This window comes from Stenotrophomonas sp. PvP093, assembly GCF_017876915.1.
Lineage (GTDB): Bacteria > Pseudomonadota > Gammaproteobacteria > Xanthomonadales > Xanthomonadaceae > Stenotrophomonas > Stenotrophomonas muris.
Map to the genome: position 1 here is coordinate 2,075,958 of NZ_JAGIOX010000004.1, position 24,633 is coordinate 2,100,590.

The 24,633-nt window shown below is 69.0% G+C and carries 12 protein-coding genes; all 12 read left to right on the top strand.

Annotation, left to right across the window (positions count from 1 at the left end):
- Window positions 1-35: 35 nt before the first annotated feature.
- The 12 genes from J3A72_RS12125 (at window position 36) to J3A72_RS12180 (ending at window position 24,507) form a co-directional block, all read left to right on the top strand.
- Entirely contained in the window at window positions 36-1,016 is a 981-nt protein-coding gene (locus tag J3A72_RS12125) for a DUF4880 domain-containing protein (RefSeq protein WP_075075765.1), read from the top strand.
- Window positions 1,017-1,074: 58 nt separating this feature from the next.
- A complete protein-coding gene (locus tag J3A72_RS12130) occupies window positions 1,075-1,626 on the top strand; it encodes a hypothetical protein (protein ID WP_075075766.1) in 552 nt (183 codons plus the stop codon).
- 120 nt (window positions 1,627-1,746) lie between these two features.
- Window positions 1,747-2,328 carry a hypothetical protein gene (locus J3A72_RS12135; RefSeq protein ID WP_075075767.1) on the top strand — a complete coding sequence of 194 codons (582 nt, stop codon included), beginning with the start codon at window positions 1,747-1,749 and terminating at the stop codon, window positions 2,326-2,328.
- A gap of 57 nt (window positions 2,329-2,385) precedes the next feature.
- Window positions 2,386-2,823: a type II secretion system major pseudopilin GspG gene (gspG, locus tag J3A72_RS12140; RefSeq protein ID WP_014647371.1), complete on the top strand. Its 438-nt coding sequence runs from the start codon at window positions 2,386-2,388 to the stop codon at window positions 2,821-2,823.
- A gap of 9 nt (window positions 2,824-2,832) precedes the next feature.
- Window positions 2,833-3,738 carry a type II secretion system minor pseudopilin GspK gene (gene gspK / locus J3A72_RS12145; RefSeq protein WP_075075768.1) on the top strand — a complete coding sequence of 302 codons (906 nt, stop codon included), beginning with the start codon at window positions 2,833-2,835 and terminating at the stop codon, window positions 3,736-3,738.
- Window positions 3,735-4,898 (top strand): type II secretion system protein GspL, encoded by a 1,164-nt coding sequence (gene gspL, locus J3A72_RS12150; RefSeq protein WP_014647369.1) that lies wholly within the window; start codon window positions 3,735-3,737, stop codon window positions 4,896-4,898. Before gspK ends, gspL begins: the two co-directional genes overlap by 4 nt.
- Window positions 4,895-5,422, top strand: coding sequence for a type II secretion system protein GspM (gene gspM, locus J3A72_RS12155; RefSeq protein WP_014647368.1), 528 nt, complete (start codon window positions 4,895-4,897; stop codon window positions 5,420-5,422). The genes gspL and gspM overlap by 4 nt, the downstream gene beginning before the upstream one ends.
- Window positions 5,419-7,800 (top strand): type II secretion system secretin GspD, encoded by a 2,382-nt coding sequence (gene gspD, locus J3A72_RS12160; protein ID WP_075075769.1) that lies wholly within the window; start codon window positions 5,419-5,421, stop codon window positions 7,798-7,800. The genes gspM and gspD overlap by 4 nt, the downstream gene beginning before the upstream one ends.
- Window positions 7,797-9,230 (top strand): type II secretion system ATPase GspE, encoded by a 1,434-nt coding sequence (gspE, locus tag J3A72_RS12165; RefSeq protein ID WP_075075770.1) that lies wholly within the window; start codon window positions 7,797-7,799, stop codon window positions 9,228-9,230. Before gspD ends, gspE begins: the two co-directional genes overlap by 4 nt.
- A 7-nt stretch (window positions 9,231-9,237) precedes the next feature.
- Window positions 9,238-10,437: a type II secretion system inner membrane protein GspF gene (gspF, locus tag J3A72_RS12170; RefSeq protein WP_209572023.1), complete on the top strand. Its 1,200-nt coding sequence runs from the start codon at window positions 9,238-9,240 to the stop codon at window positions 10,435-10,437.
- Window positions 10,438-10,748: 311 nt separating this feature from the next.
- On the top strand, window positions 10,749-11,924 hold the full coding sequence (locus J3A72_RS12175; protein WP_075075772.1) for a substrate-binding domain-containing protein: 1,176 nt from the start codon (window positions 10,749-10,751) through the stop codon (window positions 11,922-11,924).
- Window positions 11,925-12,123: 199 nt separating this feature from the next.
- Window positions 12,124-24,507 (top strand): filamentous haemagglutinin family protein, encoded by a 12,384-nt coding sequence (locus J3A72_RS12180; protein WP_075075773.1) that lies wholly within the window; start codon window positions 12,124-12,126, stop codon window positions 24,505-24,507.
- The last annotated feature ends 126 nt before the right edge of the window (window positions 24,508-24,633 follow it).

Here is a 24,633-nt window from a genome sequence, read left to right on the forward strand (position 1 = left end):
GAACCCCGCAGCGTGCGGGTCCGGCATGAGCCCCCATGGATCCTGACGATCACCCGCAACGCCCGCTGGATGCCGTCGAGCGCCAGGCGCACGCGTGGGTGGTGCGGCTGACCTCGGGCGAGGCTACCGCGGCCGACGGGCGCAGCTTCCGCGCGTGGTGCGAGGCTGATCCCCGTCATCGCGAAGCATTCGGCCGTGCGCGCCGGCAATGGGAGCAGGTACGCCTGGCCGGCGAGCAGCTGCCTGCCGCCGCACGCCAACCGGTCGCGCCGACGCCGACCCAGCGCTGGAGCCGGCGTGCCTTCCTGGGCGCCGCGATTGCCGCCCCGGCCAGCCTGGCAGTGGTGGCGGCGATCCGTCCGCCGCTGGGGCTGTGGCCCTCGGTGACGGCGATGACGGCCGACTTCCACACCGGTACCGGTGAACGGCTGCAGATCGCACCTTCGCCACAGCTGAAGATCGAGCTGGATACGCAGAGCAGCCTGCGCCGCCGTGCGGACACGGAGGGCGAAGGCTTCGAGCTGGTGCAGGGCCAGGCCGCGATCGAGACCCGGGCCGGCCTGCGCCTGGCCCTGTTCGCAGGGGCGGGCTGCGTGATTGCCGATGAAGCTGCGGTGCGCCTGGACGTGCGCAACACCCACGGCCAGGTACGGGTGACCTGCCTGCAGGGCAGCGCCCGGATCGAGCACCCGCAGGGCCGCCTGCAGCTGCAGGCGGGCCAGCAGACCCGGTACGACGAGCGCCTCAGTGGCGTGGTGGCCGAAGCCGTGGCCTCGGAAGTGAGTACCTGGACCGAAGGCATGCTGGTGTTCCGCCGGGCGCCGCTGCGCGAGGTGGTGGAGGAGATCAACCGCTACCGCCGCGGCAAGGTGCTGCTGGGTGAATCGGCATTGGCGCGCGCCCCGGTCAGCGGCCGCTTCCGCATCGATGATCCGGATGCGGCGCTGGAGCAGCTGCGACTGACGATGTCGCTGGATCTGCGTCGCTTTCCAGGTGGCATTGCCGTCCTTGGTTAGGTGAAGATGCTGGCCGTGCGCGCCGCGCAGGGCTGTTGCAAGCAAGGAGACGCCAAGGATGCGCAACGAGACCATCGGTGTGCTGGATCTGCGCCGCAATCTGTCGGCGTTGCTGGAAACCACCCAGCGACGGCCGTTGATGGTGCACCGCTACGGCTCGCCATGGGTATGCGTGGTATCGGACGCACAGTGGCAGCAACAGGCCGTGCTGCTGGACTTCGATCCGCAGTCGCACCCGCTGGCGATGCTGTTGCGCCTGCAGCAGCAGGTGCTGCCGCTGGCTGAAACCGGTGTGTTGCCGCCTGCGGCGCTGGCACGCGCGCTGCTGCTGATGGACGTGCATGGCATCAGGGATCTCGCGCAGCTGCACGAGCAGGTGCTGCACCATCGGCTGTGGCACTGGTTCGTGGCGGGCACCCGCGGGGTGATGGACGGCTGGCAGCTGCCGGCGGTGCGCATTGCGATGGCGTCGTGGTGCGATGACGTGGACATGACAGACGCGCTGGTCGCGTTCGCCGCGCGCAGCGACGTTGCGGTGCTGGCCCGCCGCTGCGGGGGTGACGCACCGCGCCTGCAGCGCGAAGCCTGCAGGCGGATGACGCTGCGATGACGTTGCCGATGAAGCACCACCCAGCGCACAGAGCGGCATTCGCGCTGTCGCTTCACCTGCCTTGCTGACGTCTTCTCCAGAGTACGACGCACCGCGCGTCGCGGAGCACGGGCGACGCAGATGGCAGACAGTCGCAGGGTCAGCATGCTGGAGCTGGATCGCCACCTGAGCCGGTCACTGGAGCAGGCGCGGCACACGCCCTTGAATGTGCAACGCTACGGGCACTCGTGGGTCTGGGTGCTGTCCAGTGATGCCTGGGCCGATGCGGCGCGCTGGGCGGCACTGGACAGCAGCGCGCATCCATTGGCGGCGCTGCGGCGCGCCCTTGATCTGCAGCTGCGGCCGTGGTCCGAAGCAGCCATGAACGCGCTGCCGCTTGACGCAGGCGATGTGCGGCTGCTGCAACGTGCGGCCCTGCTGGTGGTCGTGCGTGACCTCAACAGTGCGCAGCGTGTGTACGACGATCTGCGCTATCACCAGGCCTACCGCACGTTCATCGGCCTCGACCATGGCACCGCGTGGTCGCCGATGCAGTGCGTGCGCCTGTTGCAGGCGTGCGCGCTTCCCCTGCTGCGCGGCTGCATCGACGAAACGCTGGCCAGTGTGCCGCCACACCTGCTCGAGGCGGCACGCGTACCGGCTGCGCCGACGCCCGCGCAGGCACATGCGCAGCGAATTGCCGGCGGATGTTTATCGTACTGACACATGCACCGCTGACCATGGCGCAGCGGTCTCTTCCAGGATGACGAGGGCGGAACAATGGCAAGGCAGGTGGGCGGTCGCAGGGCTCGGCAGCAGGGTTTCAGCCTGATCGAGATCATGGTGGTGGTGGTGATCATCGGCATTCTCGCGGCATTGATCGTGCCGCGCTTGATGGACCGTCCCGACCAGGCGCGCGTGGTGGCAGCGCGCCAGGACATCGCGGCGCTGATGCAGGCGCTGAAGTTGTTCAAGCTGGACAATGGTCGCTATCCCAGCGCCGAGCAGGGCCTGCAGGCGCTGGTGAAGCCGCCGCAGGGCAGTGGCGCGATGCCGGTCACGCCCTATCTGGATCGCCTGCCGAACGACCCGTGGGGCCATCCGTACCAATATCAGGTGCCTGGCACACATGGCGACATCGATGTGTTCTCGCTGGGTGCGGACAGCAAGCCCGGTGGCGACGCCGGGAACGCGGACATCGGCTCGTGGCAGCTGTGAGGCAGGCCGATGTCAGCCCGGATGCGGTCTGTTTCGAGTGTCCGTCAACGTGGCATGGCGGTGATCGTCGCCCTGCTGGTGGTGGCACTGGTGGCAGTGATTGCCACTGCACTGCTCACCCGGCAGTCGGCCCAGCTGCGCGCGCTGCGTGGTGACCAGCTGCGCGCACAGGTACGCATGGCCGTGGACGCAACGCTGGAACGTGCGGCGCAGCAGTTGCGTGAGGATGCAAAGGAACAGCTGACCACGGTGCGCAGCGGGCGCTGGGCGCGCCCATTGGAGCTGCAGGCGCCGTTGCCGGTGCAGCTGCAGCTGGTCGATGCGCAGTCGATGTTCAACCTGCGCAATCTGCTTGCGCATGGCAGGCCGGACCCCGAGGCGCGGCGCGCGTTCATCGCGTTGTGTGCCGGGCAGGGGCTGGGCCAGGGCGCCTGCACATCCGCCGCGGACCACATCCAGGCGCGCCTGCGCGATGGCGACATGCAGGCGCAGGCGCCGCTGCCACGCGAATCACTGATCGAACAGGTGCTGCCGGGTGCCGATCCGGTGGCGTTGCAGGCGCTGGCGCGACGCACCGTGGTGTTGCCGGCACAGACCCTGGTCAACGCCAACACCAGCGACCTGCGCGTTCTGCAGGCGGTGACGCCTGCGGTCGAGCCGGCACGGCTGCAGGCGCTGCTCGGTGAGCGCGACGCTGGCCATTGGCTGCTCAATCGCGGCGACATCGCCAACCGACTCCAACTGAGCAACGAACAGATGGCGGTACTTCCCTTGGGTATCCATAGCGAGTGGTTCCTGGCCGTCGGCCAGGTGCAGGCTGACGGCAGCACGGTTGATTTCCGCGCGCTGCTCTGGCGCGAGTACCGCGACGATGGCGTGCGTGTGCAACGCGTGTGGACGAGGATCGGCGCATGAACGGGCAGCTTCGGGTGCGCCTGCCGACGCTTGAGGGTCTGCACGCCGACAGCGCGGTGGACTGGGCGCAGCTGCACAAGGGCGAGGTGCTGGCCCATGGTTGCGCCACGCTGGCGGCGCTGGGTCTGCGGCATCCGCGGGCTGCGGTGCATGCCTGCCTCGATCCGAGCGACCTGATCCTGCTGGAACTGCAGCTGCCACCGTTGTCCGGGCGCCGCCTGCAGTTGGCGTTGCAGGGTGAGGTGGAGGCGATGTTGCTGGATGACCTGCAGGACGTCGCGCTGGCCCACGGTGCGCAGGCGGCTGACGGCACGGTTCCGGTGGCCTGGCTCGGCCAGCAGGCGGTCCTGCAGGCGCAGCAGTTGCTGGCTTCGTGCGGACTGCAGCTGCAGGCACTCCATCCGACGCCCCTGCTGCTGCCCTGGCAGGACGGACAGGCCACCCTGCAGGTCAGCGGCGAGCACCTGCTGGTGCGAAGCGGGCGCGATCGGGGGTTCGTCCAGTGGTATGGCGGGCGTGATGCGTGTGCAGTCATGCAGGCGCTGGCCGTGCGCCTGCGACAGGCCGGCGTGCAGGCCGTGCAATGGATCGGCAGCGTACCGCCGGCGTGGCCGGACAGCCTGCCGGCCACCGCCGTCATGAAGGAACGGCAGGCATGTGGCCCTCTGCCGGGGTGGTCACTGCCGCTGCCCGGTGCGGGTCGGCAAGCGCCACGCCTGGCAATCGGCCTCGCGTTGGCGGCAGTGCTGCTGGCCGCGCTCGGCCTGCAGCTGCAGGTCTGGCGTTGGCGGATCGAGGGCGAGGCGCTGCAACAGGACATGGCGCGGCAGTTCAGCGCACGCTTCCCGGAGATCACCGATGTGGTGGATCCGGTGCTGCAGGCAAGGCGTGCTCTGGCGGTGCCGCCACCAGCGCCACCGTTGCCGCCGTTGCAACGGCAGGTAGCCAGCACGCTGCTGGCGGTTCCGGAACTGGCCGGGCAGGTGCGCAGCCTGCATTACCAGCCCGGCCAGCTCGACATGGAGCTGGATGCCGATGCCCAGGCATTGGCCGACGATCCGCAGCGGCTTGAGCACTGGCAGCAGGCGCTGCAGGTGCAGGGCCTGCTGCTGGCGCGCGACGCCGGTGGGCGCCTGCGGGTGAGCGGAGCGGGACAGTGACGGCCCGCACCCTGCGGCTGGGCGGGGGGCTGGCCGGCCTGCAGCAGCGCTGGCAACGCCTGCCACCGCGCGACCGGCGGATGCTGTGGGTGATGGTGGTGGCGCTGCTGGTGGCGGGCCTGTGGTCGTTGTGGCTGGAGCCACTGCTGAAGCAGCGCACGCACTGGCAGGCCGAGCTACCGCGGCTGCAGGCGCAGTCGCGCGCACTGGCACCGCTGCTGCGCGTCCGTGAGCGCCAGCAGCTGGCGCAGGGCCAGCATCCGACACTTCCTGGGCTGCGCGATGGAATCAAGACCGCCGGCCTTGCCGACGGCCTGCATATCGAAGCGCGTGACGGGCGCTGGCACCTGCAGGTGCAGGCGGTGCCCGCCGATGCGCTATGGAACTGGCTGCTGCCGCTGCTGGCCGACCCGGCCATCGAGCTGCAGCAGCTGCAACTGACACGCACAGGGGACGCGAACATGCCGGCGGCACGGATTTCCGGAAACATCGTGATGGTGGCCACTGCGGGTGCCCATCCATGAGGGCGATGCGCAGCCTTGCCTGCAGTACTGCATTGGCCCTGATCGTGGGCATGGCCCACGTGCCGGCGCCGGTGGCAGCGCAGGACACACGCGATGAGCCGGTGCAGCTGAACCTGGTGGATACCGATATCGGTGGCGTGCTGCGGATGGCGGCACGGTTCACCGGCCGCCAGTTCCTGGTCGACCCACGGGTGACCGGCAAGATGACGGTGGTCTCCGATGGCCCGATCAGCCGTACCCAGGCCTATCAGCTGCTGCTGGGCGCGCTGCGCATGCGCGGCTTCGCCGTGGTCGAGAATGGCGGCGTCAGCCGGGTGGTGCCGCAGGCCGACGCCAAGCTGCTCGGTGGCCGGGTGGGCAGTGGCGGTGCAGGAGGCGAGGTCGCCACGCGCACCTTTCCGCTGCGCTACGAGAACGCCGCCGCGCTGGTGGCGGTGCTGCGGCCGATGATCAGCCCGGACAATCCGATCACGGCGAACCCGGGCAACAACACTCTGGTGATCACCGACTATGCCGACAACCTGGAGCGCATCGCGCGGGTGATCGCCAGCGTCGACACGCCGGCCGGCATGGACACCGATGTGGTGAAGCTGCAGCAGAGCATCGCCGTAGACGTCGCGGCGATGGTCGCGCCGCTGCTGGATGCGCAGGGCGCAGAGCCCAGCCAGAAGGTGGTGGTGATGGCCGACCCGCGCAGCAACAGCGTGCTGCTGCGTTCCAGCAGTCCCGGGCGCACCCGTCTGGCCCGGCAGCTGGTGGAGAAGCTGGACCGCGCGCAGGACGAGTCCGGCAACCTGCATGTGGTCTACCTGCGCAATGCCCAGGCCAATCAGCTCGCCGGCGTGCTGCGCGGCGTGGTTGCGGGGCAGAGCGATGCGCCGGCAGTGGGCAGCAATGAAGGCATCACGCCACTGCCTGGCGATGCAAGCCGTTCCGCACCGGCGCAGCCGTCGCAGCCACAACAGGCCAGGACCGGCAGCAATGCGCTGGAATCGCAGCGGCTGGATCCGAACCGCCGCGACCCGATCGACGCCGGGAGCACCGGCTTCAGCCAGAACGGCATTTCGGTACAGGCGGACGTGGCCACCAACACGCTGTTGATCTCGGCGCCGGAACCGGTGTACCGCAACCTGCGACGGGTGATCGACCAGCTTGACCAGCGCCGTGCACAGGTGCTGGTGGAAAGCCTGATCGTGGAGGTCAACCAGACCGACGCGGCCGAACTGGGCGTGCAGTGGATGCTGGGCAATGGCCGCACCTTCGGCGGCACCCACTTTGGCGGCACCAGCGGTGGCAGCGGGCTGAACACCACCGCGCGCACCACCCTGGACGTGCTGCCCAAGGATGGCCTGAAGATCGGGGTGATCGACGGCACCATCAACCTGCCCGGCGTCGGCCAGATCCTCAACATGAAGGCGCTGGCCAACGCGCTGCAGAGCAAGGGCGGTGCCAACATCCTGTCCACGCCGAACCTGATGACGCTGGACAACGAGGCGGCCAGCATCATGGTCGGGCAGACCGTGCCGTTTGTGAGCGGCCGCTACGTGACCGACGGTGGCGGCGGCAGCAACAATCCATTCCAGACCATCGTGCGCGAGGACGTGGGCCTGAAGCTGCGGGTACGCCCGCAGATTTCCGAGGGCGGCACGGTGAAGCTGGACATCTACCAGGAAGTCAGCAGCATCGATGCGCAGAGCGCGAACAGCACGGCCGGCATCATCACCAACAAGCGCGCACTGGATACCAGCGTGCTGCTGGACGATGGCCAGATCATGGTGCTGGGTGGCCTGCTGGAAGACAGCGTCAGCCATGGCCGTGACGCGGTGCCGGGGCTGGGGAAGATTCCGGTGCTGGGTGCCTTGTTCCGCAGCGACACACGCAGGCGCGCCAAGACCAACCTGATGGTGTTCCTGCGTCCCCACGTAGTGCGTGACCCGGCCGCCGGCCAGCGCCTGACCCGCGACCGCTATGACTACATGCGCAACGCGCAGGCTGGCGCGCAACCGGTGCAGAGCTGGGCATTGCCGGCGCTGTCGGCACCGCAGCTGCCGCCGCAGGACCTGTCTGTACTCGGCCAGGGCAATGCGCGCGATGGCCAGGGCCAGCCGCTGCAGAACACCAGCCTGGCAGCGTTGTATCCGGCCGGTGACGGCGATGCGCAGCTGGTGCAGTTCGCACAGGGGGTGGACCCGACCCGTGCCCGCCAGGGCGTGGCGCAGGTGCGGGCGCTGGGCCTGCAGGCCTATGCCGAGGCGACGCCGGGCGAGAGTGGCCAGCGCCTGCGGGTGCGGCTGCCGCGCGACCCGGCGACGCTGGATCCGGCACTGCAGCAACTGCGCGGGCTGGGCTACACGCCGGAACTGGTGATCGGACCGTGAGCGCCGCCGCGCCACTGCCGTACGCCTGGGTGCGCAGCCATGGGGTGATGCTGTCCGAGGTTGGCGGTGAGCCTGTGCTGCTGGGTACCGTCGATACCGCAGCGTGGGCTGTGGCCGAACTGCGCCGCCGGCATGGACCGTTGCCCTTCCAGGCACTGGATGCCGCGACGTGGCAGCAGCGGTTGGCTGAGCAGTATCGTGACGGCGGCGACGCCGCTGCCGTGGTCGGTGCCGCCGAGAGCGAAGTCGATCTGGACCGGCTGATGCAGGACATGCCGGAAGTCACCGATCTGCTGGACGCGCAGGATGATGCGCCGGTGATCCGCATGATCAACGCGCTGCTGGCGCAGGCCGCACGTGATGGCGCCAGCGATCTGCACATCGAGCCGTTCGAGACCCATTCGGTGGTGCGCTACCGGGTGGACGGCACGCTGCGCGACATGGTGCAGCCACGGCGCGCACTGCACGCAGCGCTGGTATCGCGCATCAAGATCATGGCCCACCTGGACATCGCCGAGAAGCGCCTGCCGCAGGACGGGCGCATCGCGATCCGCGTGGGTGGGCGTCCGCTGGATATCCGAGTCTCCACGGTGCCGACCGGGCATGGCGAGCGCGCCGTGCTGCGACTGCTGGAGAAGGATGCCGGCCGTCTGCAGCTGCAGCGCCTTGGCATGGCCGATGACACCCTGGCCACGTTCACTGGATTGATCCGGCAGCCGCATGGCATCGTGCTGGTCACCGGCCCGACCGGTAGTGGCAAGACCACCTCGCTGTACGCCGCGTTGGGCCAGCTCGACAGCAGCACCAGCAACATCCTCACCGTGGAGGACCCGGTGGAGTACGACTTCGCCGGCATCGGCCAGATCCAGGTGAACGCGCGCATCGGCATGAGCTTCGGCACCGCGCTGCGCGCGATCCTGCGCCAGGACCCGGACACCATCATGATCGGCGAGATCCGCGACCTGGAGACCGCACAGATTGCGGTGCAGTCGTCGCTGACCGGCCATGGCGTGCTGGCGTCCCTGCATACCAACGACGCGATCTCGGCAGTGACGCGCCTGGCCGATATGGGCGTGGAACCGTTCCTGCTGGCCTCGTCGCTGCGCGGTGTGCTGGCGCAGCGGCTGGTGCGGCGGCTGTGCACCCAATGCCGGCGTGCCGAGGTGGATGGGGACGGCCGTACCGTATGGCGCGCGGTGGGTTGCGCGGCCTGTGCCAACAGCGGCTACCGGGGGCGTACCGGCATCCACGAGTTGTTCGTGGTGGACGATCGCGTGCGTACGCTGATCCATGAAGGGCAGGGTGAACCTGCACTGCGCGAGGCGGCGCGGCGTGCCGGCATGCGGACCTTGCGTCAGGACGGCCAGCGTTGGATCGACAGCGGGGTGACCACGCTGGAAGAGATCCTGCGCGTCACCGGCGACGACTGAGGCTTGCATGGCGCTGTTCGACTACCAGGCCGCCAACGCGCAGGGCCGCATCGAGAAGGGCCAGCTGGACGCTGACAGCCCGCGCGGTGCGCGACAGGTGCTGCGCGGTCGTGGGCTGACACCCGTGCAGATCAGCGTGGCGCGCAGTGCCGGCAGTGGCTGGGCTGCCCGGCGGCTGTCTGCCAGCGAGCTGGCCTGGGCCACGCGCCAGCTGGCCAGCCTGCTGGCCGCCAGCATGCCGTTGGAAGCTGCGTTGAGTGCGGTCATCGACCAGGCCGAACGCCCGCACGTGGCCCAGGCGCTCACCGCAGTACGCGCCGACGTGCGTGCCGGCCAGCGCCTGACCGTGGCGCTGGCAGCGCGGCCGCGCGATTTTCCGCCGATCTATCGGGCGCTGGTGGGCGCTGGTGAAGACTCTGGTGACCTGGCACGGGTGATGGAGCGCCTGGCCGACTACATCGAAGAACGCAATGCGCTGCAGGCCAAGGTACTGACCGCCTTCATCTATCCGGCGGCGATCAGCCTGGTGTCGGTGGCGATCGTGATCTTCCTGCTCAGCTACGTGGTGCCGCAGGTGGTGACCGCGTTCGTTCAGGCACGGCAGACGCTGCCGATGCTGACCCAGGTGATGCTGGCCGCCAGCGCGTTCGTACGCAGCTGGGGTGCGTGGGCAGGGCTGGGCATGGCTGCGCTGGTGGTGGCCTGGCGGCTGGCGTTGCGCCGGCCGGAACTGCGCCTGCGCTGGGACGCGATGCTGCTGCGGGTCCCGATGGTCGGGCGCTTCGTGCTGGGTGTGAACAGTGCGCGCTTTGCCTCGACGCTGGCGATCCTGCTGGATGCGGGTGTGCCGCTGCTGCGTGCGCTCGAAGCGGCGCGGCAGACGCTTGGCAATGCGCTGCTGTCGCGCTGTGCCGATGATGTGGCTGCTCGCGTACGCGAAGGTGCGGCACTGGGTGCTGCGTTGAAGGTACAGAAGGTCTATCCGCCGATCCTGGTGCATCTGGTGGCCAGCGGCGAGAAGACCGGTTCGCTGGCGCCACTGCTCGAACGCGCCGCGCAGACGATCTCGCGCGAGATCGAGCGTCGCGCGATGGCGCTGACCGCACTGCTGGAACCGACCATGATCCTGGTGATGGGCGGCGTGGTGTTGACGATCGTGCTGGCGGTGCTGATGCCGATCATGGAAATGAACCAGCTGGTGCAGTGATGCGCAACGCGCATCACGGGTGGAGTCGACTGTCAGTCGACTGCTTCCCAAGCACACTTCGACAGGACCAGCGCTCCGTGCACCAGTCGACGCACAGTCGACTCTACCCGGTCGCCGTCTTCGATTCTCCACACAATCCTCCACACCTTTTTCCGATCTTCCACAGGTTTCTTAAGCGGCCTGTCATCGGCGCGGACCAGCATGGACACGTCGCCGCAGAGTGGGCTGGGAGGCCCTCGGCGGCAGCAGGCGTGTAGTGACCGTTCCTCCCTTGGTGTTTCCCTTCGCAGTAAACCCTTCAGGAGAAGATCATGAACAAGTGCAAGACCCTGGCCGCGCTGGTTGCCACCGCGCTGCTCGCCACCGTGGGCGCCGCCTCGGCGCAGACCGTGACCGGCGGCGGTGCCTCGTTGCCGGCCGACCTCTACAAGGGTTCGTCCGACAGCATCCTGCCGGCGAACTTCAGCTACGCCGTGACCGGTTCGGGCACCGGCAAGAAGGCCTTCCTGGAAAACAACTCGCTGCTGTTCTCGACCACCGGCACCGTGCACTTCGCCGGCAGCGATTCGGTACTGAGCGGCACCGAGCTGAACACCTACACCACCAACTTCAACCAGCCGACCAATGCCAACCGCTACGGCGCGCTGATCCAGGTGCCGTCGGTGGCCACCTCGGTCACCATCCCGTTCAACAAGGCCGGTTCGGCGGTGAACCTGAGCGTGGCGCAGATCTGCGGCGTGTTCTCGGGCGCGATCAGCGACTGGTCGACCATCGATGCCAACCGCAGCGGCCCGATCCATGTGGTGTATCGCGCGGAAAGCAGCGGCACCAGCGAAATGTTCAGCCGCTTCCTGACCGCGGCCTGTGCCGCTGAGAATGCTGACACCTCGAAGCTGGTGGGCGGCAAGTTCGCCATCAAGTCGACCTTCGCCGACCTGTACAAGCGCGATGCCAACGGCAACCTGCCGGCGTTCCTGGTGGCCGCCCCGGCCACCGGCGGCACCTCGCTGTACAACACTGTCTACGCGGCTGAAGGCCGCATCGGCTACGTTGGCCCGGACGTGATCCCGAACCTGACCGATGCGACCAAGGTCGCCAAGGTCAAGGGCTTCTCGCCGGACCAGGTGAGCGTGCAGGCCACCCTGGACACCGTCGCTCCGCCGACCGGCACCGATGCAGAGAACCCCACCAACTGGGTGCCGGTGTTCGGCAACCCGTCGGCCGGCTATCCGATCGCCGGCTACACCAACCTGGTGATCGGCCAGTGCTACAAGGATTCGAGCGTCGCCACCAGCCTGCGCGGCTTCCTGGCGCGCCACTATCCGGCGACCTACACCGTCGCGTATGAGAAGTCGATCACCGACCACGGCTTCATCCCGCTGACCAAGGCCTGGCGCGATGCGATCCGCAACCGCTTCGTGCTGGCCAGCAGCACTGCCGGCCTGAACAACCCCAGCACCTGCGCCGGCATCGGCCGTCCGCTGTAATCCGCAGCACGGGTTGAATCCTGCTTGACCCGACGCCGGCCTCTGGGCCGGCGTCGCCATTTCCGCGACGGTGCCGCGGTTGCAGCGTTTGGCTGTCGGCTTCGTCTCGCGTGAACCGTCTATCAGTGGCAGGGCATGCGTTGCGTGTGCCTCCCCGATCGTCGCCGCAGCTGCGGCCCACCAGGTTGATGAGGTTCCGATGTCGCACCCGCTCCCGTCCGCTGTTCATCCGGCCGCGTCGATGCGCCGCAATCATCCGATGGCGTGGGCCATCGCGGTCGCACTGGGGAGCATGGTGGCCCCGGCCAGCCAGGCGCAGCAGGCGTTCAGTCCGGGCTGGTTCGCCGAACGGGGCGCGGCCCAGGGCAGCGCGGCACAGGGTGGCCGGATGCCCAACGGCGTGCCGATCCAGTTCCAGTTGCCGGCCCAGCAGCAGGATGCGGCACGGCAGAAGCTGCAGCAGTCGATCGACAATCTTGGCACTGCGGCGCAGGCGATTGCCCTGCAGCAGCGCCTGCAGGAACAGGCGCGGCAGGCGCGCCGCGAGGCTGGCTTCATCGTTGCCGATGGCCTCGGCAAGGACGGCCTGAGCGTCGACCAGAACCCGCTGACCCGTGGCTGGCTCAATGCGCGCGACGCGATCCAGTCGCAGGGCAGCGACGGGAGGGTGCAGGTCACGGTCGAGCAGACCGCGGACAAGGCGATCCTGAACTGGGAGACCTTCAACATCGGCGGCAACACCACGCTGAATTTCCTGCAGAACCCTGACTGGGCCGTACTGAACCGCGTCAACGATCCGCAGGCGCGGCCCAGCCAGATCCTGGGCCAGCTGAAGGCAAGTGGCACGGTGTTCGTGGCCAACCGCAACGGCGTGGTGTTCGGCAACAACAGCCAGGTCAATGTACGCAATCTGCTGGCGGCTGCAGCACGGATCAGCGATGCGCAGTTCGGCGACAACGGCCTGTACAGCCCCGACGCCAGCAGCAGCGCGCTCAGCGATGCATTCGGCAAGGTGATGGTGCAGCGGGGCGCCCGCATCGCGACCCATGAGCCGACCAGTGCGACGCGCGGCGGTGGCTACGTGCTGCTGGCCGGGCACAGCGTGGACAATGCTGGCCAGATCGAAGCGCGCAAGGGCCAGGTGCAGCTCGCAGCCGGTGACAGTTTCGTGATCCGGCGCGGCGTGGGTACGGCCGCCAACACCAGTTCCACCACCCGCGGCAATGAAATCGCGCCGCGCTTCATCGCTGGCAGCACGGCTGGCAGCGTGCGCAATACCGGCCTGCTGCGCGCACTCGAGGGGGACGTGACCCTGGCCGGACGCAGCGTCGAGCAGGCCGGTGTGGCCGTGGCCAGCACCACGCTTGCACAGCGCGGCACCGTGCATCTTCTGGCCTCGGCCAGTGATGCAGGCAGCAGCGTCACGCTTGCTGACGGAGCCACCACGGCGGTGCTGATCGAGGACGATGGCAAGACCACGGTGCTGGATACGCAGCGCGACGCCCTAATCAAGGAATCGGCCGAGCAGGACGCGATCCGCGCTGGCGCGCGTTCGGCAACCTTCGACAATCTGTCCCAGCACAATGATCGCCGGGACCAGTCGCGGGTGGAGATCGTCTCGGGGGGCAACATCCATTTCAGCGCGGATTCGCTGACGGTTGCCACGGGCGGCCAGATCATCGCCGATGCGGCGGCCCGTAGCTACGTGGACGATGCCGCGCGCGTGGACGTGTCCGGCGCAGTGGGCGTGCGGGTGTCGATGGAGAGCAACAATGTCCAGGTCAAGGTGCAGGGCAACGAACTGCGCGATGCCCTGGACAACCGCGACAGCGGCAAGCTGACCAGCAGCGAAGTCTGGGTCGACCGCCGCAGGCTGGTCCACGTTCCGGCCGGTACCGGGGGCTACGCGGGTGAGCGCTGGTACGCCGCAGGCGGCCTGCTGGAAGTGGGGGGCTACCTCGACAACCAGGGGCACTCGATCGGCGAATGGGCTGCGCAGGGAGGCACCGTCCTGCTGGGCGGCAGGGAAGTGATCACGCAGGGTGGCTCACGCATCAACCTTGCCGGCGGCAGCCTGGATGTGCAGAGCGGCGTGGTCCGGCAGAGCTGGGTGCGCGGCGTTGATGGCCAGGTCTACCGTCTTGATGAGGCGCCAGCGGAGATGCTGTTCGATGGCCTGTACAGCGGCCATGAAGTGAAGCAGGAACGCTGGGGCATCACCGAGACCTTCCGTGATCCGATCGTATTCGCGGCGCAGCGGGTCGATAACGGGTACACGGTCGGACGCGATGCAGGACGGCTGATCGTCTCCGCACCGACCGCGGTGCTGGATGGAAAGGTTGAGACTGCCACCTTCCAGGGCGCGCAGCAGAACCGCAGGCCGGATGCCGCACTGGATGGCTATGCACAGGCGCAGACGGCGGTCGCGCGCAATGCGCAGTTGTACCTGGGGCGCTATGACGGCCAGGGCCGCAGTGGTGTGTTCGGCTCGGATGTGCGCCTGGGTGACAAGGCTCCGACGAAGACGGCGTGGTCGCTGGCGGCTCCGGTCAACGAGGAGCGGCGTGACACGGTGTGGCTGGATATCGCAGGGCTGAGTGCCCAGCAGTGGGGGCGGATCGACCTGGCGACCGCCGATCGCATCCGCATCGACAGCAGCCTTCGGCTTCAGGCCGGCGGGCAGCTCAACCTGACCGGCAGCGAGGTGGAGCTGGCAGGCGACATCGGCATTGCCGGCGGCCAGTTGTCGGCGGGCAACCTGCTGGATGTCCAGGGCCGGCCGACGGCGCTGCTGCACGATGGCCGCGCCCGCACCGTCATTGCCGACGGCACGCGGATCGATCTCTCCGGCGAATGGAGCAACGCCTCACTGGCGATGCCGCGCGACGCGAGCGGTGCCTGGACGGATGGCGGCCGCCTGAGCCTGGGCAACAGTCATGACGTGGCCGTGGGCGCCAAGGCAACGGTTGACGTCGAGGCCGGTGCTGCGCTGGACCTGCGCGGCAAGGCCCATATCGGTAAAGGCGGCAGCGTCAGCCTGCAGGCGAACAGCAGTACGGTGACGACCGATGGCAGTGGCCGGGTGCAACTGGGTGAGGGAAGCCGGTTCAGTGGTCGAGGACAGGGCGGTGGTTCTTTCTCGCTGGGGACCGGTGGCCAGGTGCGGGTGGGCGATGCGGACCTGGCGGGCGCGTCGCTGCGACTGGACCCCGGCCTGTTCGGCAGTGGCTTCGCGCAGTACGACATCAATGGCCACCACGGCGTGGAGGTGGCCGATGGCGCGCGGCTGGTCGCTGCCCTGCCAGGCCTGCGCCTGACCCAGGACGCGCCGATGGCGACCGACCGGGCGTCCGCACTGGCGGCGTGGGACGAACCGCTGTACAGCGCCGATCCGTCGAGCGGGCGCGTCAGCCAGCGCGCGGGTGCGAGCATCAGCCTGCGTTCGGAGCGCAACAGCGTGGGCGGTGACCTGCGGGTCGGCAAGGATGCACTGGTGGCGGTCGATCCAGGCCAGACGATCTCGCTGCTTGGTGCGGGCAACATCGATGTTGAAGGCACGCTGCGCGCGAAGGGCGGACGCATCCTGATCGACGATGTGCGCCCGGAGAACGCGCTGTACGCCGGGCAGCGCACCGAACGCACCTGGCGTTTCGCCGAAGGCGCGCTGCTGGATGCCGATGCAGACGCGATTTCGCTGCCCGATTCCGGCGGCCGTCTGCGCGGGCAGGTGCGCGCGGGTGGACGCATCGAGATTGGCGGGGCGCTGGACTGGGAGACCACAGCGTTCGTCGACAACCGACCACCGGAAGCCTTCGTGGTGGTCGAACGCGGTGCGCGCCTGCGGGCGCGGGGTGCGTCGGCCGAGCTGGACGTCGACGGCCAGGGCCGTGTGCGCGTGGACAGCGATGGTGGGCAGATCGTGCTGCGCTCGGCCAATGCGCTGTACCTGGACGGCGGGATGGACGCGGCCGCCGGTGGTGCCGGCGCACGTGGCGGCACCCTGGGGCTGGCCTTTGGCGGCAGCATCCATGCACGTGGCGCCAGCGAGGAGGTACTGCGGTCACGTGCGATCACCCTCAGCCAGCACAGCGCACCGGGGCAGCCACTGCCGGCCGCATTGGAGTATGGCCACGCCGCGTTGTCGGTCGAGCAGCTGCAGGCTGGCGGTTTCGACAACCTGTCCGTGTTCGGTGACATCCGCGCGGTCGGTGACGTCGACCTGCGCCTGGCCCAGAGCCTGCGCATCCACGGCCAGGGTACTTCGAGCCTGGGCATGGCCGTGGATGCCGGGCCATCGTCGGGGCTGCGACTGAGTGCGCCCTACGTTCGCCTGGCGCAGGCGCGCTGGCGCCAGATGCCGGGCGAGAACCTGCAGGGCACCGCCGCAGTTGCCTCGGCGGCGCCGGACCAGCATGCGCTGGCGGTGCAGGCGGGGCTGATCGACATCCGCGACGTCACCTGGCTGCCGGGGTTCGAACACGTGGCGCTGGACAGCCGCAGTGATGTGCGCCTGACCAATGGCATTGCCAGCACTGGCAACGCCAGCGCGTTGATGACGGCCGGTTCGATGGACGTGACCGCTGCGCGCCTGTATCCCACCACAGGCGCGGTCGGCACGCTGGTGGCCGGCGCGTCGGCGCAGACCGTGCAGACCGCTGATTACTGGGCCGATCCGGATGCCGTGCTGCGCATCCACGGCACCGGTGCGGCCACGAAGCCGGCGCCGGAATCGGCGCTGGGTACGCTTCGCCTGGTGGCCGCCACGGTGCAGCAGGGCGGCAACGTACAGGCGCCGATGGGCACGCTGCAGCTGGGTGGCCTGATCCAGAACGGAACCGTCGGCAGCCGGGTGGAACTGCTGCCAGGCAGCGTAACCTCGACCAGCGGCGCCGGCTTGTCGCTGCCCTATGGTGGCACCGTCGATGGTGTGGACTGGCGGGTCGGTACGCGCAGCCTGGGCTCGCTGACGCCGGCCGGCATCTCCTCGATGGGGGTGACACTGAAGGCCAACGAGATCGAGGTGGCGCCGGGGGCCCTGCTGGACATGTCCGGCGGTGGTGAGTTGACCGGCGCCGCCTTCGTGTCAGGACGCGGTGGCTCTGTCGACGTCCTGCGTACGGCGTTGGCCGACGCCAACCCGCGCTACGGGTTCAGTGCGTCGGGCAACCCGGTGTACGCGATCGTACCGGGACGCGCCGGGGCGTTCGCCCCCAGTGGCGAAGAAGGGTTCGCAGCTCCGGCGGTGGGCCAGCAGATCACCGTGCCGGCTGGCGTGCCCGGCCTGGCGGCCGGCACCTACACGCTGATGCCGGCAAGCTATGCGCTGCAGCCCGGCGCATTCCGGGTGGAGCTGGGCGCCACCGGCACCTCCGGCATCGTGCAACCGATTGCGACCGGCACCGGCACCTGGCGTGTGTCCGGGCAGCAGCGCACGGCGCTGGGCGCGGCAATCTCGCCGTTGCTGACCGACATCCTGCTGACTCCCGCGGCAGTGGTACGCCGGCACTCGGGCTACAACGAAACCTCCTACAACAGCTTCGCGCAATCGGTAGCTGACCGCCGCGGCGAGTCGCGTGGCTGGCAGACCATCGATGCGCTCGGGTTGACCCTTGCGCTGGGCGAAGGTGCAGGTCGTGCAGACACGCCTGCCATCCACTTCGCCGGCACCGCGCGGTTCGCGGCTGCCACCGACAAGGGGCGTGGTGGCACGCTGGCAGCCACGTTGGCGAGCCCGGCGGTCGGTTCGCTGGAGATCGTCGATGGCAGCGCGCCATCGCAGGCGCGTGATCGCGGCGCCACCTTCAGCGACGACGCGCTCAATGCCTTCCTGCCGGCGCGGATGATGATCGGCGGGCAGTTCAACCAGGAGGCCTTGCAGGTTGCGGTGACCGGCCAGGCGCGCAGCGTGGCGATCCGTTCCGGCGTCACCTTGAACGCACCGGAAGTGCTGGTGGCAGCGGCCTCCGGTGGCAGCGGCGTGCTGGTCGAGGCCGGTGCGACCCTCGATACACTGCCGTTCGCATCCGCCAACGCGAATGCCAGCGCGACCCTGCCTTACCAGGTCTCCGGCGGCCTGCTGGCGGTGTCCAACCAGCGCCTGAACCTGATCACCGGCACCACCGGGGTGGAGGCCGGTCCGGTGGCGATCGACATCGGCGGATGCCAGGCGGCGTGCGACGGCCAGACGCGGCTGGTTTCCGATGGCAGCATCGCGGTAGCGACCGATGGCGCGCTGCAGATGCGCGACTCGGCCAGCTATGGCACCCGCCAGCTCGGCCTGAGCATGGCGGCGCTGAACCTCGGCAGTGCCGAAGCGATCGCCCAGGCCGCTGCGGCCGGGGCGCTGCCCAGTGGCATGACCATGAACCAGTCCGTGCTGCAACAACTGCTGCGCGGCAATGATGCGACCGGCGCGCCGGCGCTGGACACGCTGAGCCTGGTCGCGCGGGAGTCTGTCAACGTGTTCGGCAGCGTCGACCTGGATGCGCGCGACAGTGCCACCGGCCGCAGTGGCCTGCAGACGCTTGTGCTCGGTGCGCAGGCCATCCGCGGCTACGGTGCGGCGACCGACCGCGCGCGCATTCTGGTGGACACGCTGGTCTGGGACGGCTCATTGGCGGCGAGCCAGGCGCCGGGCAGCGACGCGACGGTGCCGCCGGCCGATCCGATGGTGGACCGGCTCGGGGCCGGGCAACTGGACATCGTCACCCGGCAGCTGCAGCTGGGGCGGGCGCCATTCAGCCGTCCCAGCTCTGAAGTACCTGCGAACCGGCAGGTGCTCGGCTTCAGTGCGCTGAACCTGAGTGCCTCGGAGCAGCTGTCGTTCTCCGCGCAGGGCACGCTGGACGTGTTCCAGCAGCGCGGCGACTATCTGGCCGACAAGGGCTGGCAGTACAGCGGAGGCAGCCTGGGTATCGATACACCGCTGTTGACGGCCGATCCCGCCGCGCAGCTGCGCGTGCGCACCGGCGGCGACTTCCGCCTGCAGGGGGGCACCGGCAGGGCGGGTGGCGATGCACTGGGCAGTGAGCTGAGCATCGACGCCAACCGGATCACGCTGGACAGCACGGTCGCGCTGGCGTCCGGACGGCTGTCGGCGAACGCGCGCGAGGGCATCACGCTTGGCAGCCGGGCCGCGCTGGACCTGGCCGGGCGCAAGGTCTCGCTGTACGACGTGGACAAGTTCAGCTGGGGCGGCGATGTCCTGCTGTCCAGCGACACGGGTGACATCCGCTCCGATGCGGCCTCCCGCATCGATGTTTCCGCACGCAACAACCGCGGCGGGCGCCTGACGGTCACCGCAATGGCCGGCCGAGCCGATCTGGCCGGTGTTCTGCAGGGTGCCGCCACTGGTCGTTACGATGCCGGTGGCACGCTGGTGCCCTATGACGGTGGCGAACTGGTGGTGCGGGCACACCAGCTGCAGGACTTCGCCGGCCTCAACCAGCGATTGACCGCCGGCGGCGTCGTCGGCGGTCGCAGCTTCCAGATCGGTGAGGGCGATCTGCGGATCGGCGACGAAGTGAAGGCGCGCCGGGTCGACATCAGCGTCGATGCGGGCAGCCTGACCGTGGCCGGCCGCATCGATGCCAGCGGCGAGCAGGTCGGCAGCATCCGCCTGTACGCCCGCGATCAGTTGCAGGTGGACGGCACGCTGGACGCGCACGGTACCGGCCTGCGCGTGGACAGCCATGGCAAGATCATCGACAGTCCAAACCGGGCCACCATCACGCTGGGCAGCGCCGAAGGTGCCGTCGGCCTGGGCAGCGCGGCGCAGCTGGACCTGCGTGCGGGCAGCGACGTTACCGTCGGTGGACGTCCTGGCCAGAACGATGGCACCCCGCGCGGCACGCTGAAGATCGATGTGCCGCGGCTGGGCAGCAACGACGCGGCGATTGCCGCGGCCACCGGCCTGCGCATCGATGGCGCGGCCGACATCCAGCTCAATGGTGTTCGCCGCTACGACGATGCGCCCCTGGCAACCACCGCTGACGTGCGCGGCAACCGCGCGCAGCTGGTCACCCAGCAGTGGCTGGACCAGGTGGTCGATCCGCACAGCGTGGCCTGGATCGATGGTGCGCTGGGCAACGCGGATCTGCAGCAGCGCACGCGGGCGCTGGGCGATGTGCGCCTTCGTCCCGGCGTGCAGGTGCTGGCGCGGCGCAGCGACGCCAACCCGGACGGCGACCTGACCATCGCCGGCGACATCGATCTGTCCGGCTACCGTTATGGCCCCGATGCCAACCGCGCCGATCCATCGCGGCGTGGCTTCGGCGAATCGGCCTCGCTGGTGCTGCGCGCCGAAGGCAACATCAACGTCTACGGCAGCATCAACGATGGGTTCGCACCGCCGCCGTCCACGCCGGATGAGGGCGGCTGGCAGCTGTACGAGGGCCGCAATGGCAGCGCGGGGCACACCCCCTTTGGCGGTGGGCTGGTGGTGCCGGTGGACGGAGTGAAGCTGCAGCCCGGCACCGAGTTCCAGGCCGGCACCCGCCTGAACTATGACGTGCCGGTCGAATCGGTAACGCTTCCGGTCGGTACCGTGCTGCCCGCGCCGATGGTGATCTCGCAGAACCTGCGGCTGCCTGCAGGCACGGTGCTGGGTGCGGCGGTGACCACCGACTCCGGGCAGACGCTGGCCGCGGGCACCGTGCTGCAGGAGCCGCTGATGCTGGCGGCCGGTGCGCGGCTGGGGGCCGGCTTCCGCCTGCGCAGTGCGGTACAGATGGCGGCACAGGAGTGGCCCGCCGGCGCGGTGCTGCCGGTTGCGCTGCGCCTGGCACGCGAAGTCGCGCTCAAGGTGGGCGCGTACATCCCGTCGTTGACCAAGGTGGAGCTGCCCGGCGACGCGCCGCTGAATCTGAGGCCGGCCGATGCCGGCGGCAACCAGGGGCGCAACTGGGCGCTGGCGCCGATGCTGGCCGAGGGTACCACCTCCTGGGACCTGACCGTTGTTGCCGGTGCCGATGCCGGGGCAGCCGACCCACGCAGCCGGCGCTGGGGCAGCGAAGGCAGCGTGGTGCTGGCCGATACCCACCAGGGCTCGATCGGCACGGTCAAGACGGAAATCATCTGGGTGGGGGATCGCGCGTTGACCGAGCAGGCATCGTTGGACTGGATCGGCGACACCTCCTATGCAGGCCGTCCGATCGCGGAGCTGGCCGACATGTTCGGCTTCACCGAAGACGAGTTCTGCGCGATGTCGGCCGACTACTGCGGCCCGGCACCCCGCCAGGTGGCCGCGCAGGGCTCGCTGGATTACTGGGGCGACGAGTCCTACGCAGGCACCCCTGCGAAGGACTTCGCCGCGATGTTTGGCATGACCGAAGACGAGTTCTGCAGCACCGCGCCCACCTACTGCGCCGGCGGCGGCACGCAGACCGAAGTGACCACTTACGGCAAGCGCGCAGGCACGCCGGCGTGGAGCGTGCTGCGCACCGGCAAGGGTGACATGGAGCTGCTCGCGGCCGCTGACGTCGTGATGAAGTCAGGCTTTGGCGTCTACACCGCCGGCACTCCCGCCGCGCTGGGTGGGGGCCGCGACGCTGCCTTCAATTCGCCCCGTGCAGCGGCCCCTTGGAACACCGCAGTGCTGGGACCGAACCTGGTGCCGGGCAGCTATGACGCCGCGATGGCAGGCTACCAGGCCTGGTATCCGGATCATGGTGGCAACCTGCGCGTCGAAGCCGGGCGCGATATCGTCGGCGACGCCTGGACCGCGCGCGCAGAGTCGGGCAGCAGCGATCGCGACTGGGCGCTGTACTCCAGTGCCGCGGTCGGCAACTGGCTGTGGCGGCAGGGTACCGGCGGCACCACTGGGGTGGAGCCGGTGCCGACCAGCTGGTGGGTGAACTTTGGCGCCTACACCAACGTGTCCGCTGCCGCTGGCGCCTCTCCACGGATGGTTGGTTTCACCGGCTTCGGCACATTGGGCGGGGGCAACCTGACGCTGGAGGCCGGGCGTGACGCCGGCGTGCGCGATGCGATAGGTGACGCGTTGGTGTCGACGATCGCACCGCGCTCGGGTGCGATCATTGCTGCGGTGGGATCGACCGGCCGGGTCAGCGATGGCCAGCTGCATCTGACCGGCGGCGGCGACCTGCAGCTGCGTATCGGTGGCGCGCTGAATCCGAACCTGCAGGCGACGATCTCCAGCCTGAACCCCTCCAGGGCGGGACAGAATCTCGACCTCAACGGTACCTTCAGCAACCTGCGTGGGAGCCTGCAGCTCGATGCGGGGCGCATCGGTGCAATGGGCGTCACCCTGGAAAGCTACGCGACGCTGGGTAAGCAGCGGGCGGCAGACCTGTTTGCGCCCGACGCCGCCCGCGCGATGGGCGGGCCGGTGCTGGTGCTGGGCGACGCCGCCGCGCAGCTGCAGGCGCGGGGCGATGTGGTGCTCGGCGGCGTCGCCGATGCCGGCCGGGTTCCGCTGGCCAACTACAGCGCGGTGCTGCAGGATGACGGCGCGCGCGCTGCAGGCAGTACGTGGTTCTCCCTGTGGACCGCCAACACGGCCGTGGATCTGTTCAGTGCCGGTGGTGACCTCGCGCCAGGCCTCGCCGGGCCGGAAAACGTGACGGGCAGCAATCTGTGGCGGGAGCAGGTCCAGCTTGTTGTGCGTGGCGGTGATGATCTGCTGAATTACTGGCTCTATCCTTCGCGCTTCAGCGCGATTGCTGCGCAGGGTGACATCAAGCTGGACCGGATCAGCGCCACGCCGGGGACGCAGGATGTGATCCTGCTGGCACCCTCGGCGACAGGACGGCTGGACGTCCTGGCCGGTGGCGGCATCTTCGCCCAGCCTGGCGCGACCCAGATCGCGCGCTCGGCCAGTGACGCGCGCCTGCCGGGACCCTTCGACCCGGCATTCATGGCCGAGCAGGGGGATTCCGCAGGCAATGTGACCCGCACGCGGCACAACCTGTCCGTCGACGGCAACACGGCATCGCCGGCGGGGTCGCTCCCACTGTTCGCATTCGGTCCGAATACGCCGCTGTCCACTGTGTCTGCGGCACTGGCGCCGAGCCGCTTCTACGCGGTGCAGGGCGACATCATGGGTCTGGCCACCGGCGCCCAGCGCACGCTGAATGTCAACGCGGGGCAGCGCACGCAGCTGAACTGGTTCGAGGCCGCCGGCGCCGTGCAACTGCGGGCAGGCCGGGACATCCTCGGGGTGTCGATGACCGCGTTGAACACCGCGCCCACCGACATCACGGTTGCGGCGGCAGGCCGCGACATCGTGCATCTGAATGCGACCATTGCTGGCCCTGGCAACGTCGAGATCAGTGCCGGCCGCCAGCTGCGCCAGGAGGATGCGGGCAGCATCGCCAGCCTCGGTGGCATCGTGCAGGGCGACACCCGTCCCGGCGCCAGCATCGCGCTGACGGCCGGCAACCAGCAGATCGATTTCGCGGCCCTGCGTGCACGCTATCTGGACCCTGCCAACCTTGCCGATCCCGCGCAATCGCTTGCGTCGCAGCCGGGCAAGGCAGCCAAGGTGTACGACCAGGAACTGAAGCAGTGGCTGCAGCGACGCTTCGGCGTGGCGGCCGAGGGCGACGGGGCGCTGGCCACGTTCGATGCGCTGCCGCAGGAACAGCAGCGTATCTTCCTGCGCCAGGTCTATTACGCAGAGCTGCGCGAAGGTGGACGCGAGTATACCGATGCAGAAGGGCCCCGCTTCGGCTCCTACCTGCGCGGGCGCGAAGCCATCGCCACGCTGATGCCGGACAGGAATGCGGCCGGTGCGACGATCGACCGTACCGGCGATATCGTGATGTACGGTGGCTCCGGCGTGCGTACCGAGGCGGGCGGCAACATCGAACTGATGGCACCGGGTGGGCAGATCGTGATCGGTGTGCAGGGCGTGGTGCCACCCGCCAGCGCCGGCCTTGTCACCCAGGGGCAAGGTGATATCCGGCTGTTCAGCCAGGACAGCGTGCTGCTCGGCCTGTCGCGGGTGATGACCACCTTCGGCGGCGACATCCTGGCGTGGTCGGAGCAGGGTGACATCAATGCCGGTCGTGGTTCGCAGACGACGCTGCTGTACACGCCACCGCGCCGCGTCTATGACGGCTGGGGCAATGTGATCCTGTCGCCGCAGGCTCCCGCCAGTGGCGCAGGCATCGCGACGTTGAACCCCATCGCCGAAGTGCCGCCGGGCGACGTCGACCTGGTCGCGCCGCTGGGCACCATCGACGCGGGCGAGGCTGGTATCCGCGTCTCGGGCAACATCAACCTGGCGGCGCTGCAGGTGCTCAACGCCGCCAACATCCAGGTACAGGGCGAGAGCAAGGGCCTGCCGGTGCTGGCATCGGTGAACGTCAATGCGCTGGCCTCGGCCAGTGCGGCAGCCAACAGCGCCAGCCAGGCCGCACAGGATGTGATGCGCAAGAGCCAGGACGAGGCACGGCGCAACCAGCCGTCGGTGATCAGCGTGCAGATCCTCGGCTTCGGCAGTGGCACCAGCGCCATCAATCCGCCGGCGCGTGGCAACACTGCCAACAGCGGTTATGACGCCAACAGTGCCTTCCAGTTCCCGCAGGCAAGTCGCGACGAGGGCACGCAGCGCCGCTAGGTGCCGTCCTTGGTCGGCACACGTTGCTGCCCACCAAGGTCGGCAATAGATCCACGCCATGCGTGGATGCGACCGGGCCGAAAGAACGAACAGCATCGGGCCAGCCGCCACGGAACGGAAGCGGCC